General features: G+C 36.3%; 17 protein-coding genes. 12 read left to right on the plus strand and 5 right to left on the minus strand.

Annotated elements, in window-relative coordinates:
• Positions 1-223 precede the first annotated feature (223 nt).
• The 3 genes from AsFPU1_RS11250 to AsFPU1_RS11260 all read left to right on the plus strand — a co-directional run bounded on the left by AsFPU1_RS11250 (position 224) and on the right by AsFPU1_RS11260 (position 5,414).
• A complete protein-coding gene (locus AsFPU1_RS11250; RefSeq protein WP_124970576.1) occupies positions 224-3,805 on the plus strand; it encodes a DNA gyrase subunit B in 3,582 nt (1,193 codons plus the stop codon).
• 53 nt (positions 3,806-3,858) lie between these two features.
• The gene (locus AsFPU1_RS11255) at positions 3,859-4,668 is read left to right on the plus strand and encodes a glycine-rich domain-containing protein (protein ID WP_124970579.1); all 810 of its coding nucleotides are present in this window, start codon (positions 3,859-3,861) and stop codon (positions 4,666-4,668) included.
• Positions 4,669-4,832: 164 nt separating this feature from the next.
• Positions 4,833-5,414 carry a beta-class carbonic anhydrase gene (locus AsFPU1_RS11260; protein ID WP_124970582.1) on the plus strand — a complete coding sequence of 194 codons (582 nt, stop codon included), beginning with the start codon at positions 4,833-4,835 and terminating at the stop codon, positions 5,412-5,414.
• Between the two features lie 96 nt (positions 5,415-5,510).
• Here AsFPU1_RS11260 and ahcY read toward each other — a convergent pair whose 3' ends face one another.
• From ahcY to AsFPU1_RS11275, 3 genes are all read right to left on the minus strand, one after another.
• Entirely contained in the window at positions 5,511-6,788 is a 1,278-nt protein-coding gene (gene ahcY, locus AsFPU1_RS11265; RefSeq protein ID WP_124970585.1) for an adenosylhomocysteinase, read from the minus strand.
• Positions 6,789-6,968: 180 nt separating this feature from the next.
• Positions 6,969-7,391, minus strand: coding sequence for a type II toxin-antitoxin system VapC family toxin (locus tag AsFPU1_RS11270; protein WP_124970588.1), 423 nt, complete (start codon positions 7,389-7,391; stop codon positions 6,969-6,971).
• Positions 7,392-7,411: 20 nt separating this feature from the next.
• Positions 7,412-7,621, minus strand: coding sequence for a hypothetical protein (locus tag AsFPU1_RS11275; protein ID WP_124970591.1), 210 nt, complete (start codon positions 7,619-7,621; stop codon positions 7,412-7,414).
• A 342-nt stretch (positions 7,622-7,963) separates the two neighbouring features.
• Here AsFPU1_RS11275 and AsFPU1_RS11280 point away from each other — a divergent pair, with 342 nt between their 5' ends.
• The 5 genes from AsFPU1_RS11280 to AsFPU1_RS11300 all read left to right on the plus strand — a co-directional run bounded on the left by AsFPU1_RS11280 (position 7,964) and on the right by AsFPU1_RS11300 (position 9,793).
• Positions 7,964-8,287, plus strand: coding sequence for a DUF433 domain-containing protein (locus AsFPU1_RS11280; protein WP_124970594.1), 324 nt, complete (start codon positions 7,964-7,966; stop codon positions 8,285-8,287).
• Positions 8,271-8,606, plus strand: a complete 336-nt coding sequence (locus tag AsFPU1_RS11285) for a DUF5615 family PIN-like protein (protein ID WP_124970597.1) — start codon at positions 8,271-8,273, stop codon at positions 8,604-8,606. The genes AsFPU1_RS11280 and AsFPU1_RS11285 overlap by 17 nt, the downstream gene beginning before the upstream one ends.
• 135 nt (positions 8,607-8,741) lie before the next feature.
• The gene (locus AsFPU1_RS11290) at positions 8,742-9,215 is read left to right on the plus strand and encodes a PIN domain-containing protein (RefSeq protein WP_124970600.1); all 474 of its coding nucleotides are present in this window, start codon (positions 8,742-8,744) and stop codon (positions 9,213-9,215) included.
• Positions 9,196-9,375 (plus strand): hypothetical protein, encoded by a 180-nt coding sequence (locus tag AsFPU1_RS11295; RefSeq protein ID WP_124970604.1) that lies wholly within the window; start codon positions 9,196-9,198, stop codon positions 9,373-9,375. Before AsFPU1_RS11290 ends, AsFPU1_RS11295 begins: the two co-directional genes overlap by 20 nt.
• Positions 9,376-9,559: 184 nt before the next feature.
• On the plus strand, positions 9,560-9,793 hold the full coding sequence (locus tag AsFPU1_RS11300) for a helix-turn-helix domain-containing protein (protein ID WP_124970607.1): 234 nt from the start codon (positions 9,560-9,562) through the stop codon (positions 9,791-9,793).
• Positions 9,794-9,800: 7 nt separating this feature from the next.
• Here AsFPU1_RS11300 and AsFPU1_RS11305 read toward each other — a convergent pair whose 3' ends face one another.
• Positions 9,801-10,049, minus strand: coding sequence for a type II toxin-antitoxin system HicA family toxin (locus tag AsFPU1_RS11305; RefSeq protein WP_124970610.1), 249 nt, complete (start codon positions 10,047-10,049; stop codon positions 9,801-9,803).
• Positions 10,042-10,248 (minus strand): type II toxin-antitoxin system HicB family antitoxin, encoded by a 207-nt coding sequence (locus AsFPU1_RS11310; protein WP_124970613.1) that lies wholly within the window; start codon positions 10,246-10,248, stop codon positions 10,042-10,044. Before AsFPU1_RS11310 ends, AsFPU1_RS11305 begins: the two co-directional genes overlap by 8 nt.
• Positions 10,249-10,374: 126 nt before the next feature.
• Here AsFPU1_RS11310 and AsFPU1_RS11315 point away from each other — a divergent pair, with 126 nt between their 5' ends.
• The 4 genes from AsFPU1_RS11315 to AsFPU1_RS11330 are packed head-to-tail and all read left to right on the plus strand — an operon-like array spanning position 10,375 to position 11,782.
• Positions 10,375-10,707 (plus strand): hypothetical protein, encoded by a 333-nt coding sequence (locus AsFPU1_RS11315; protein ID WP_124970616.1) that lies wholly within the window; start codon positions 10,375-10,377, stop codon positions 10,705-10,707.
• Positions 10,671-11,063 carry a hypothetical protein gene (locus AsFPU1_RS11320; protein ID WP_124970619.1) on the plus strand — a complete coding sequence of 131 codons (393 nt, stop codon included), beginning with the start codon at positions 10,671-10,673 and terminating at the stop codon, positions 11,061-11,063. Before AsFPU1_RS11315 ends, AsFPU1_RS11320 begins: the two co-directional genes overlap by 37 nt.
• Positions 11,064-11,074: 11 nt before the next feature.
• Positions 11,075-11,371, plus strand: a complete 297-nt coding sequence (locus AsFPU1_RS11325) for a hypothetical protein (protein ID WP_124970622.1) — start codon at positions 11,075-11,077, stop codon at positions 11,369-11,371.
• A gap of 6 nt (positions 11,372-11,377) precedes the next feature.
• Positions 11,378-11,782: a type II toxin-antitoxin system VapC family toxin gene (locus AsFPU1_RS11330; protein ID WP_124970625.1), complete on the plus strand. Its 405-nt coding sequence runs from the start codon at positions 11,378-11,380 to the stop codon at positions 11,780-11,782.
• The last annotated feature ends 21 nt before the right edge of the window (positions 11,783-11,803 follow it).

Raw genomic sequence — 11,803 nt, forward strand, 5'->3', positions numbered from 1 at the left:
AGAATTTGTTGCATCGTATAAGCTGTTATTTTTATCTGAGTAACTGCTAACTGCTAACTGCTAACTGCTAACTGTTAACTGTTCCCTGTTCCCCCCATCCCCACAAAAAAATATTCTCATCTTTATTTAAAGCAGGCTTGAACCCTTTTGTGTTAGAATTTTTGAATATTTTGCTATCGAGGAGTCGAAACCCGTCTCCAAAGCCATTATTTAGGAAAGTTCCATGACAACAACAAGTAACTACGGTGCAGAACAAATTCAAGTTCTCGAAGGGTTAGATCCTGTCCGCAAACGTCCAGGGATGTACATCGGAACCACTGGGCCGAGAGGACTACACCATCTTGTCTACGAGGTTGTGGATAACTCCATTGATGAAGCGTTAGCGGGTCATTGTACCCACATAGAAGTTGATATCAACGCCGATGGTTCCGTCACCGTTACAGACGACGGACGAGGCATTCCCACTGATATTCATCCTAGCACGGGAAAATCAGCCTTAGAAACCGTCATGACCGTACTTCATGCGGGGGGAAAATTTGGGGGTGGAGGTTATAAAGTTTCTGGGGGTTTACATGGGGTTGGAATTTCCGTAGTCAACGCTTTATCAGAATGGGTAATAGTGACAGTTTGGCGCGATGAAAAGATCCATGTCCAACGCTACGAAAGGGGAGTTCCTGTTAGTTCATTAGAGGAAAAACCCGACCCCGAACATTCAACTGGAACCTCAGTTTCTTTCTTGCCTGATACTCAAATTTTCACCGGAGGAATTGAGTTTGATTATAATACCTTATCGGGAAGATTACGAGAATTAGGATATTTGAATGCTGGTGTCAAAATTACCTTTACTGATCACCGTCAAGAAGAACCCCATGTAGAAACTTATTTTTATGAGGGGGGAATCAAAGAATATGTAGCTTATATGTGTCGAGATAAAGACTCATTACATCAAGAAATTATCTATGTTTCTGGTGAAAAAAATGGAATTCAATTAGAAGTTGCTCTACAATGGTGTATTGATGCCTATAACGATAACTTATTAGGATTTGCCAATAACATCAGAACAATTGACGGAGGGACTCACTTAGAAGGGTTAAAAGCTGTCCTGACTCGGACAATGAATAGTGTCGCCCGTAAACGAAATAAAATCAAAGAAAATGAACCCAATTTAGCCGGGGAAAATGTTCGAGAAGGGTTAACTGGAGTGATTTCTGTTAAAGTCCCTGACCCCGAATTTGAAGGACAAACAAAGACCAAATTAGGCAATACAGAAGTCCGAGGAATTGTTGATTCTTTCGTGGGAGAAGTGTTAGGAGAATATTTAGAATTTAATCCCCACGTTGCCGATAGTATTATTGAGAAAGCTGTCCAAGCATTTAAAGCAGCAGAAGCGGCCAGACGGGCCCGAGAATTAGTACGTCGGAAATCAGTATTAGAATCTTCTCCCTTACCTGGAAAATTAGCAGATTGTAGCACGAGAGATCCCGAAGAATCTGAGATATTCTTAGTAGAAGGAGACTCCGCAGGAGGAAGTGCAAAACAGGGACGAGATCGACGGTTTCAGGCAATTTTACCCCTAAGAGGAAAAATCCTAAATATTGAGAAAACCGATGATGCTAAAATCTATAAAAATAACGAGATTCAATCCCTAATTACTGCCCTAGGATTAGGCATTAAAGGAGAAGAATTTGATGTCTCTCAATTGCGTTATCATCGTGTGGTAATTATGAGTGTTGCTGGGGATGAACCCACCCTAGTGATGGATGATACAGGGAAAACAGAACTTGTAGAAATTGGGCAATTTATCGATGATTGTATTGAAGGGAAACGTACCCCAGAACGGTATCAAGTAATCTCCTTTGATCCCGTAAGTCATACTACTCGTTTTCGTCCTTTAAAAGCGGTGATTCGTCATGGTCATGAAGAACCTATGTACAAAATCACAACCCGCTATAATCGCTCTATTAAAGTGACATCTTCTCATAGTATTTTTGTATATGAAAATAACAAAGTAATTCTCAAGAAAGGCAATGAAATTAGTCCTGGAGACTTATTAGTTGCGAGTCGTAATTTACCCCGTCCTTCTCAACATCTTACTCAGATTGACTTACTCAAAACCTTCTATCAAGCAGGATTAATTGACTCTCTTTATTTACAAGGAGAAGCAGTAAGAAAAGTGGCGAGTCAACGACTTTTAGCAAAAGTAGATCGACCCGAATTATGGAATGAATCGCGGGTTAAACTTGATGGACAAGCTTGGCAACAATTAATACATCAACGCCAAGCTGCCGGAATTTCTCAAAAACAGGTTGCCACTTCCTGTGATGTTAAGCAACCTATAACTATTAGTCACTGGGAAAGAGGAATTAATCAACCAACTCTGCCTCATTTTCTAAACTATCTCGAAGCAATTGGCGGCAATGAGAATATTGTTTATCAAACTTTACCATCAAAAGTCGACCAACTACTTACTCAAGATGATAGTAGTAAAAATGCCAGTTGGCGTGAAGTAAGTAATTACAAACCCTTTGATTATTTTACCCCCAGTGAATTAGCTCAACTAGACGAAAATATCAAAATTGTTTCTCAAGCACACCATGATAAAGAATTTAATCGTTATTTATCTATTACTCAGGAATTAATGTGGTTTCTAGGATGGTATGTTGCAGAAGGAACCCTCAGTCAACATCAAATTAGTTTAAATTTAGGGGAAAAAGATGAACCCTTTATTTCCGAATTAATCCTGACAATTGAAACTTTGTTTGGTGAAACCCCACGCATTTATAAAGATAATCATAGTCAGGGAATTAAACTCTATTTCCATAGCGTACTAGCAGCACGATTATTACAAGCTTGGGGAGTCGCAAAACTAGCTCACCAGAAACAACTCCCAGACATTGTTTTTAGCCTCCCAGAAGCCCTACAATTAGCCTATTTAGAAGGTTATTTCTTAGGAGATGGTACCACCGTCGGCAAAAACTTGTCTTTTACAACTAATTCCCCCACTTTAAAAGATGGGTTACTTTATTTATTGGGTCAATTGGGGTTAATTGCTAGTACGACAAAACATCAACCTTCTAATGAGCATAATGGCCCGATTCAAACTCGTCATCCTTACTACAAAATTACTATTTGTGGTAAAAAACAAATTGAACAATGTCGTCAAATTTGGCAACGCCATAGTAATGCTTATCAGTTAGAAATTCATCTGACAAACCCAATTCATAAATCTCAAGATTATGTAGCAATTAGTAATGATTTGATTGGGTTAAAAGTTCTGAGTAATGAAGAAATTGATCTCGTTGGTGAGTATGTTTATGACTTCTCTGTTGAAGGGGATGAAAACTTCATCTGTGGAACCGGAGGAATCGCGGCCCATAATACGGATGCGGATGTAGATGGCGCACATATTCGGACTCTTTTATTGACCTTTTTCTATCGTTATCAACGGGACTTAGTGGATCAAGGTTATGTGTATATTGCTTGTCCTCCTTTGTATAAAGTAGAACGGGGTAAAAACCATGTTTATTGTTACAATGAACGGGAATTACAAGAACATTTGAGTAGTTTACCTGCTAATGCTAATTACACTATTCAACGTTTTAAAGGGTTAGGAGAAATGATGCCAACTCAACTATGGGAAACAACAATGAACCCCGAAACTCGTACCATGAAACGGGTAGAAATTGAAGATGCTGCCGAAGCTGATCGCATTTTTACCGTGTTAATGGGCGATCGCGTGGCCCCTCGACGAGAATTTATTGAAACCTATGGACCTAAACTAAATTTATTAGATTTAGACATCTAATTAGTAAATTTTTGAAAAAGATTGACCTACCAAGGTCAATCGGGAGTAGATTTATGGAATTCCATTACTTACCTATGTTGGCAGCGTTAACTATTGTTTTTGGTATTTTTCTCTCTATTGTGAGCGAAGGTACCAGAAATATTAAACGAGGTGCAGAAAAGCGCAAAAAATTAGCAGAAGAAAAACGCGAGAAATTAAAATTCCTAGAAACTTATCAATTTAGTCCTGGGTTAAAAAGTAAATTTGCCAAGACGAGAGAATATTTATCGTCTCCAGACCAAGAAATAGTTTTTGATGCGCTTAAAGATTACTTTTTGCTTTGTTATCAAGCCGACAAAAAAATGGTTTCTATGCCTTCACAAATTGTTGATGAAGCTTGGCATGAGTTTATTTTATTTACCCAAGATTATGCAGATTTTTGTTCTCAATTTTTTGACCGTTTTCTTCATCATACCCCTGCTGAAGCTATGGCTGGGCCGAATCAAGCTAATAAGGGAATTCAACTAGCTTGGCAATTAGCTTGTGCTAAAGAAAACATTAATCCTAGACAGCCTAAACGTCTACCCTTATTGTTTGCTATTGATGATTTACTGAAGATTGAAAATGGATTTTATTATAGTCTCGATTGTTCAATCATTGCTACTAATAAAAAAAATACAGAAAGTACACAGACTTCCTATTGTGTGACAGATATTGGTTGTAGTAGTAGCTATTCTTCCGATTTTAGCGGTTACGGATGTAGTAGTAGCCATTCTTCTGATTCTAGCGGTCACAGTTGTGGCGGACATAGCTGTAGTAGCTGCGCAGGTGGTTGTGGTGGTGGCTGTGGTGGTGGCTGTGGGGGTGGTTGTGGGGGTGGCTGAACCATTGTTGTAAACTTAAAAGTGTTTAACCTTTAGAATAAACAGGCGATCGCATAACCCCATAAAACTCAATTTAATTACTTTTGGTATAAAATGCTACTGGGTCAACACTTAGCTAATCAATAATTAATTTTATTATTAGCAAAAAAATAGGAGTATTATTGATGAGTACGATTTTAAAAGAGATTCTGGCAGCCAATGAGGCTTATGCTAAAGACTTTGGCGATAAGGGCAATCTACCCATGCCCCCCGGTCGTCACTTTGCTATTGTGACTTGTATCGATGCTCGGCTCGATCCGGCAAAGTTTGCCGGATTAAGAGAAGGAGATGCCCATGTGTTTCGCAATGCAGGGGGGCGCGTTACGGAAGATGCTATTCGCTCTCTGGTTGTTTCTTATAAGTTGCTAGGAACCCGCGAATGGTTTGTCATTCATCATACTGATTGTGGAATGGAATATGCTGACAGTGCGACGATCAATAGCTTGTTAGCCCAAAGCCTAAAGCCTGCTAAACTCGATGAACAAGGTTGGCATGACACGAAAGACAACTCAGGGACAACTGACGGGGAATTTATCAACTGGTTAACAATTGACGACCCCATCAGAAGTGTCTGTGTTGATGTTAAACGACTGCGCTCTCATCCTTTAGTACCAGGATACATTAAAATTTACGGTTATTTATTCGATGTCAAAACTGGAATACTTAATGAAGTTCCTGAAGCAACGAAAATCGGGAAAGAGATTTAAGTAGTGATTACCATTGTCATAGACTATTGAAATCCTTAAAAATACCGAAAAAAAAAGGTGGGCATTGCCCACCCAACAAAAAGCCTTAATTAGAGTTCATGTTCCCATTGTCCAAGAATTGATATATTCTTCTTGTTCAGCAGTTAAAGTATCAATGCTAATACCCATTGCTTTGAGTTTTAAACTAGCAATTTCTTGATCGAGTTCTTTAGGAATATTGTAAATTCCAGGGGCTAACTTTCCTTTATTTTTCACTAAGTATTCACAAGCTAAAGCTTGGTTAGCAAAACTCATATCCATAACTGCACTAGGATGACCTTCAGCAGCCGCTAAATTAATTAAACGACCTTCTCCTAAGACAACAATAGACTTACCACTAGGTAAACTATATTTTTGGGTAAAGTTACGAACTTCCTTAACTTCAGTTGCTTTTGCGCCTAAAGATTTGAGGTCAATTTCAATATCAAAGTGACCCGAATTACAAACCATTGCACCATCTTTCATCACCTCAAAATGTTCAGGGCGAATGACGTGCTTATTGCCTGTTACAGTGATAAAAATATCTCCTTCTGCTGCCGCTTGTGCCATCGGCATAACCCGGAAACCATCCATAGCCGCTTCAATCGCTCTTACGGGGTCAATTTCCGTTACAATGACACTAGAGCCTAATCCACGGGCCCGCATAGCAACCCCTTTACCACACCAACCATAACCAGCCACAACGACAGATTTACCCGCTAATAAGACGTTAGTAGCGCGAATGATACCATCTAAGGTAGATTGACCAGTTCCGTAACGGTTATCAAAGAAATGCTTAGTATCCGCATCGTTAACATTGACTGCGGGGAAGGTAAGAACCTTATCTTTGAGCATCGCTAAGAGACGCACAATACCTGTAGTGGTTTCTTCGGTTGTGCCGATGAGGTCACCAATTTGATGTTGACGTTCTTTGATTAAAGTAGCCACAACATCGCTACCATCATCGATAATGATATTAGGTTTGTGATCAAGAGCGGTTTGAACGTGACGGTTATAAGTGGCGTTATCTTCCCCTTTGATGGCATAAACAGGAATGCCATAATCAGCCACTAAACAAGCTGCTACATCATCTTGAGTGGAGAGAGGGTTACTGGCAATAAGAACCGCATCTGCACCACCCGCTTTGAGGGCGATCGCTAGATGAGCGGTTTCAGTGGTAACATGACAACAAGCTGCTATACGAATACCAGCAAAAGGCTGTTCTTTGGCAAAACGTTCTTGAATTTGACGTAAAACTGGCATTTCACGTCCTGCCCAGTCAATACGTTGTTTTCCTTTGGGAGCTAAACTAATATCTTTAATGTCGTATTTGGCTTTGATGGGTGTTGCAACCATAGTATAGGGGTTTCCTCAATACAGATCTTTAATTACCTAGTGTAACATTAAGTTAACATTCTTTTTGAACCTTTTTGCGTCGAATAGTTCCAAGGTTGACAACTTAGACAAGGTAGATTCTAGTTTTTTGTAGGCATAGGTAGATCGCATTAATTCGTATAGCTTATCAATTTCTATAATTTACACCGACCAATCTTCTATTTTTAGTTCGCTAATTTGTCGAAAATCTGCTCCATTACGAGTTAGTAAAACTGCTTTATTTGTTAAAGTTATGGCTGCTATTTTTAGATCCATATTTCCCAGACGAGGATAAGATTTTCGCAAGCGTTGATACTCTAAGACAGCTATTTGATTGAAGGAAACAACTACAATCGATTGATAATCAAGAACTAGCTGTTCTAATCCTTGGTAAGCAAAAATTTGTTGCTCTATCGTTTTTGACTTCGATAAAAACAAAAGTCGCCCTCTAACTTGCTCTTCGTAAGTAATTATTGTGACTGCTACTTCTGGATTATCGAGGGTTGCCAGCCTTTTTAATATGTGTTTTCCTTCTTTCCCATTTCGTTGAATGAAGCTGATATGATCTGTATCAAAAATATACATCGTGAAACAAAGAATTTCTATTAAACAGATTTACGCCATTCTTGTCCGAGTTTAACAACTTCATCAAAGGTAGGATCTTGTTCAAAACTACCTGCTACTTTTAACCACCAAGGAGATTTTGGTGTAGAGGATTCAGCTAACTTCTGTTTTACTTCTGATAGTTCTGTTTCCAAAGTACTGACTCTTTGTTCAAGGGGTGAGAGATGGTCTTGAATTGGTTTTGTCGTCATATACGCCTCTAGCTATTTGGAATACCAACACTATTCTATCTCATATTAGTTAGATAGTGGACTAGCTTTGTCAATCAAATTGACAATACCAAAATTTAGAAAAGCACTTTTAACTCTAACCTCATTTTAACTCAAAACCCATAAAAGCAAGCTTTAATTGTCTAACATTCTTTAATTACAGCATTTTAATAACTTCATCAATAACAACAAATAAGGTGTTATACACTTCGTTATAGCACCCTACAAGATCAGCGATCGCACTACCCATCGACAAAAAAGCGATCAAACTTGAGAAAAAATGCTATAATAATGACAAATTATCGATATTAATAGTAAATAATTATGTCATCTTTAGTCATCTCAGAACACATTGAAATTACTCCTGGTATCTGTGGCGGAAAACCTCGTATTGCTGGACATAGAATTAAAGTGCAAGATATTGTAATTTGGCATGAAAGAATGGGAATGTCACCAGATGAAATTATTTATCACCACCCTAGTATTACCCTAGCAGATGTTTATGCAGCCTTAGCCTATTACCATGACCATCGAGAAGAAATTAGACAACAAATTGAAGCAGGAGAAGCTTTTGCTCAACAATTACAAGGCGATAAACCATCTTTAATTAAAAAAATATTAAAGGGTAAAAATGTCAACCAAGATTAAATTTCATCTGGATGAAAGTGTCAATAATGCTATCGCAAACGGATTGAGAATGCGGGGAGTTGATGTGACAACTTCGCCGGAAGAAGGGCTAGTTGGTGCATCTGATGAACAACAATTAGCTTATGCTTTATCTCAACAACGAGTCATTTTTACATTTGATGATGATTTTCTTAGTTTGGCTTCTACAGGAATAGAACATTGTGGTATTATTTATACTCACCAACAACGTCAGCCAATTGGAAAAATTATCAGTGATTTAGTCTTAATTTGGGAATGTTTAGAACCTAAATATATGTACAAAAATATTGAGTTTTTGTAGAGAATTAGATACAATGATAAATAAGGCGCATTACCAATACGTTAATGCACCCTACAAGATCAGCGATCGCGCTTATCAAATATGGTAATCTAAATAGAGAAGTATTTGATTTTTATTTTGAGTCGATCCTATCCAATGAAAAAACTAAGGGTTTATATAGATACATCAGTTGTCGGAGGTTGCTTAGATGATGAATTTTCGGTAGAGTCAAATAAATTGATGGAAGCAATTAAGCAAGAAAAGTTTATTTTGCTGATTAGTGATATTATTGTTAACGAATTAATTAATGCACCTCAAGCAGTTAAAGATATTTTATTATTTATTCCTCAGACTGTCATTGAAGTTGTTAATATAACGCCTGAAATCTTACAATTAAGAGATGCCTACATCAATGAGGGAGTTGTTACATCAAAATCCATTAATGATGCCACTCATGTAGCGGCTGCTACGGTTGCTAGGGCAGATGCTATTATTTCCTGGAATTTTAAACACATTGTTCGTTTAGATAAAATGAAAGGGTATAATCGAATTAATTTACTCAATGGCTACGGAATTTTGACCATTATTTCTCCTTTAGAGGTAACAATTGATGAAACCAACGACAATTAAAACAAGTTTTGACTGTTTGGCTTTTAAACAATCAAGTCAAGAAAAGATGGCTGAAGACATGAAAAATCTTAGTTATTTAGAGGAAGTTGAATATCTCAAAATAAAGATTCATCAAAGCGATTTAAAAGCATGGTGGGAAGCAATAAATAAAAATAAATAAGGCGCATTACCAATACGTTAATGCACCCTACAAGATCAGCGATCGCACTATTCCCTTCTATAGCAATTTAGCCAAATTATCGGCAATTCCTTGAATATGCGTCCGCTCTGCGTTCAGCAGAATTATAATATCCCTGAGCTTGAGATGTGTAGCCCTGACCAAAGTGTCACTCTGTATAAATTGTATGGATGTTAAGCAAGTTTCACAATGGATGGATGAGCAAGTTTTTCAACAAAGTGGCAAACGTCTAGATGATGTTCAAAAAGCAATTATTGACGGAAGTTTTGAAGGAAAAAGTTATAAAAATATAGGCTCAGAATGTAATCGTAAACGCTATTTAGTCAGAAAAATCAATCAGGATAAAATTTTATTTGATTTATCGCCCGTTTTTAAAGAATATTTAATAACTTGTTACTAAAATTGATTTATTGCAAATTTTGCAAAAATTCTTCAAGAGAAACTCCTGCTTGATTTAAAATATTTTTTAATGTTCCAACTGCTAGAGTTTTCCTTTGCATGGGAATAACACAACCCACTTGATTTATCTTTCCTTCTTTTGAGATAAATTGTTTTTTAAGAATTAAATGGCTTCCGCGTTGACGAATTTGAACAAAGCCTAATTTTTCTAATGTTTGCACTGTTTTTTGACTGCTAACTCTTGGCAATTTAGGCACTTAGCACCTCAAATGTGGTCAATAAACGAGGAGAAGTTTTAGGTAAGGGGAATTCTTCAAGATAGAGTTCAGTCGCTTCTTTAAGGTTCGCTAATGCTTCTTCTATGGTATCTCCTTGACTGACGGTTCCCACCTCTGGACACTCAGCAACATAGACATCTTCTTCCCAATAGACAATAGCAGTAAAAGTTTTAGTCATTGCATTCACGTTGAATAAATAATCACTTATAATTCTATTATAAAACATATAATTGTGTATAATGAGCATATCATCTATCAGAAGCTAGAAGCTTATGCTACTATTAAATAGAGGTAAATTAACACAATGATAACCGTTTCTATCAAAGATGAATACGCAGAAATATTAAGCAACTTCGGTAATTTAGAATCAGCGATAGATTTAGCTCTAAAACGCTATACTATTGAACAAATTACTACCAAAATCGCTGGACTAAAACAAAAAAATCTGAATTATCAAAACAAATATAAAACAGATTATTTTACATTTTGTCAAAAAATTCAACAGGATGAAACTTTTATTAATTATATTGAAACTAAAGTCGAAAAGCTTTGGGAAATTGATTTATCAGATTGGGAATTTTCCTATCAAGGAATAATAGATTGGACAGTAAAATTACAGACTATTTTACTTGTATAGTTGAACTCGCAAACATTCATTTTGAATCAGTTCAATTTACTATTGACAGTACCCCAAAACGGTCGACTTTGCGGTTAAATGCTTTCTATAAAAACTATAAAATATTAGTAACAGAATTATATAGTGATCAAAGTTTTAAATATCGCTATTATGTTTTAAAAGATCAATTTGTTATAGCTGGTTTTGACAATGCACCCGATCCCCGTGCCATTCGATTAAAATATGGTAAAATAGGTCAAGAACATTCAGGAGAATTAATTCCCCATTTACATTTGGAAGATAAACAAGAGTTAATTCTCACTCAAGAAATGAATTTTAATCTGTTTATAGATTGGTTAATTAAACATCACTTTTAGAGAGGATCAATATGTTATCAACAGATGCTAAACAAGAATCAATGATGAAAAAAATTGAGCAAGTTGTTTCTATTTTAATGGAAGAAGATTCTTTGTTTAAAGAGGAACTTAATTATTCAAAAATAGTGAAACATTTAACAAATTTATTTGCAGAAAACTTATCTTTTGAAGAATTTAATAATATTTCAGAACAAAGCTTGAAAAATCGTTGTCGTGGTATAATGTCAACAGAACTTATGGCAGGAATGTTAGATGATCTAACACCGGAAGAAATGGCAATTTTTGATGAAGCAATTAAGAGAAAGTAGATGATTATGAGTTATTTATTAGATACTAATATTGTCTCTTTAGTTATCAAACAAAATGTTCAAATTCTGCAAAAGATTGAAACAGTTAAAGCTAAAGAACAAAATATGTATATTAGTTGTATCAGTTATTTTGAAATTAAAAGAGGTTTGTTAGCAGTCAAAGCAACTACAAAACTCAAAATATTTAATAAATTTTGTCAAAATCATCAAATTATCTTATTAGACGATTTAGCTATTTTAGAAAAAGCAGCAGAAATTCATGCTAATCTTAGATTAAGAGGATTACCTATACAAACTGAAGATATTTTAATTGCTGCTACTGCTATTATTAAAGGATTAACCGTTGTTTCTAATGATAGTGATTTATTGAGAGTTGAACATTTAAGTTTAGAAAATTGGGTAGAATTATAAATAATACTACCCGCATCACAA

Origin of the sequence: Aphanothece sacrum FPU1, from assembly GCF_003864295.1 — a bacterium.
Classification (GTDB): Bacteria; Cyanobacteriota; Cyanobacteriia; order Cyanobacteriales; family Microcystaceae; genus Aphanothece_B; species Aphanothece_B sacrum.

What these genes read in the sequence shown, in the direction of transcription:
- AsFPU1_RS11250 (WP_124970576.1), top strand. Translation starts at nt 224, where the DNA reads ATGACAACAACAAGTAACTACGGTGCAGAACAAATTCAAGTTCTCGAA.
- AsFPU1_RS11255 (WP_124970579.1), top strand. Translation starts at nt 3,859, where the DNA reads ATGGAATTCCATTACTTACCTATGTTGGCAGCGTTAACTATTGTTTTT.
- AsFPU1_RS11260 (WP_124970582.1), top strand. Translation starts at nt 4,833, where the DNA reads ATGAGTACGATTTTAAAAGAGATTCTGGCAGCCAATGAGGCTTATGCT.
- ahcY (WP_124970585.1), bottom strand. Translation starts at nt 6,788, where the DNA reads ATGGTTGCAACACCCATCAAAGCCAAATACGACATTAAAGATATTAGT.
- AsFPU1_RS11270 (WP_124970588.1), bottom strand. Translation starts at nt 7,391, where the DNA reads ATGTATATTTTTGATACAGATCATATCAGCTTCATTCAACGAAATGGG.
- AsFPU1_RS11275 (WP_124970591.1), bottom strand. Translation starts at nt 7,621, where the DNA reads ATGACGACAAAACCAATTCAAGACCATCTCTCACCCCTTGAACAAAGA.
- AsFPU1_RS11280 (WP_124970594.1), top strand. Translation starts at nt 7,964, where the DNA reads ATGTCATCTTTAGTCATCTCAGAACACATTGAAATTACTCCTGGTATC.
- AsFPU1_RS11285 (WP_124970597.1), top strand. Translation starts at nt 8,271, where the DNA reads ATGTCAACCAAGATTAAATTTCATCTGGATGAAAGTGTCAATAATGCT.
- AsFPU1_RS11290 (WP_124970600.1), top strand. Translation starts at nt 8,742, where the DNA reads ATGAAAAAACTAAGGGTTTATATAGATACATCAGTTGTCGGAGGTTGC.
- AsFPU1_RS11295 (WP_124970604.1), top strand. Translation starts at nt 9,196, where the DNA reads ATGAAACCAACGACAATTAAAACAAGTTTTGACTGTTTGGCTTTTAAA.
- AsFPU1_RS11300 (WP_124970607.1), top strand. Translation starts at nt 9,560, where the DNA reads ATGGATGTTAAGCAAGTTTCACAATGGATGGATGAGCAAGTTTTTCAA.
- AsFPU1_RS11310 (WP_124970613.1), bottom strand. Translation starts at nt 10,248, where the DNA reads ATGACTAAAACTTTTACTGCTATTGTCTATTGGGAAGAAGATGTCTAT.
- AsFPU1_RS11315 (WP_124970616.1), top strand. Translation starts at nt 10,375, where the DNA reads ATGATAACCGTTTCTATCAAAGATGAATACGCAGAAATATTAAGCAAC.
- AsFPU1_RS11325 (WP_124970622.1), top strand. Translation starts at nt 11,075, where the DNA reads ATGTTATCAACAGATGCTAAACAAGAATCAATGATGAAAAAAATTGAG.
- AsFPU1_RS11330 (WP_124970625.1), top strand. Translation starts at nt 11,378, where the DNA reads ATGAGTTATTTATTAGATACTAATATTGTCTCTTTAGTTATCAAACAA.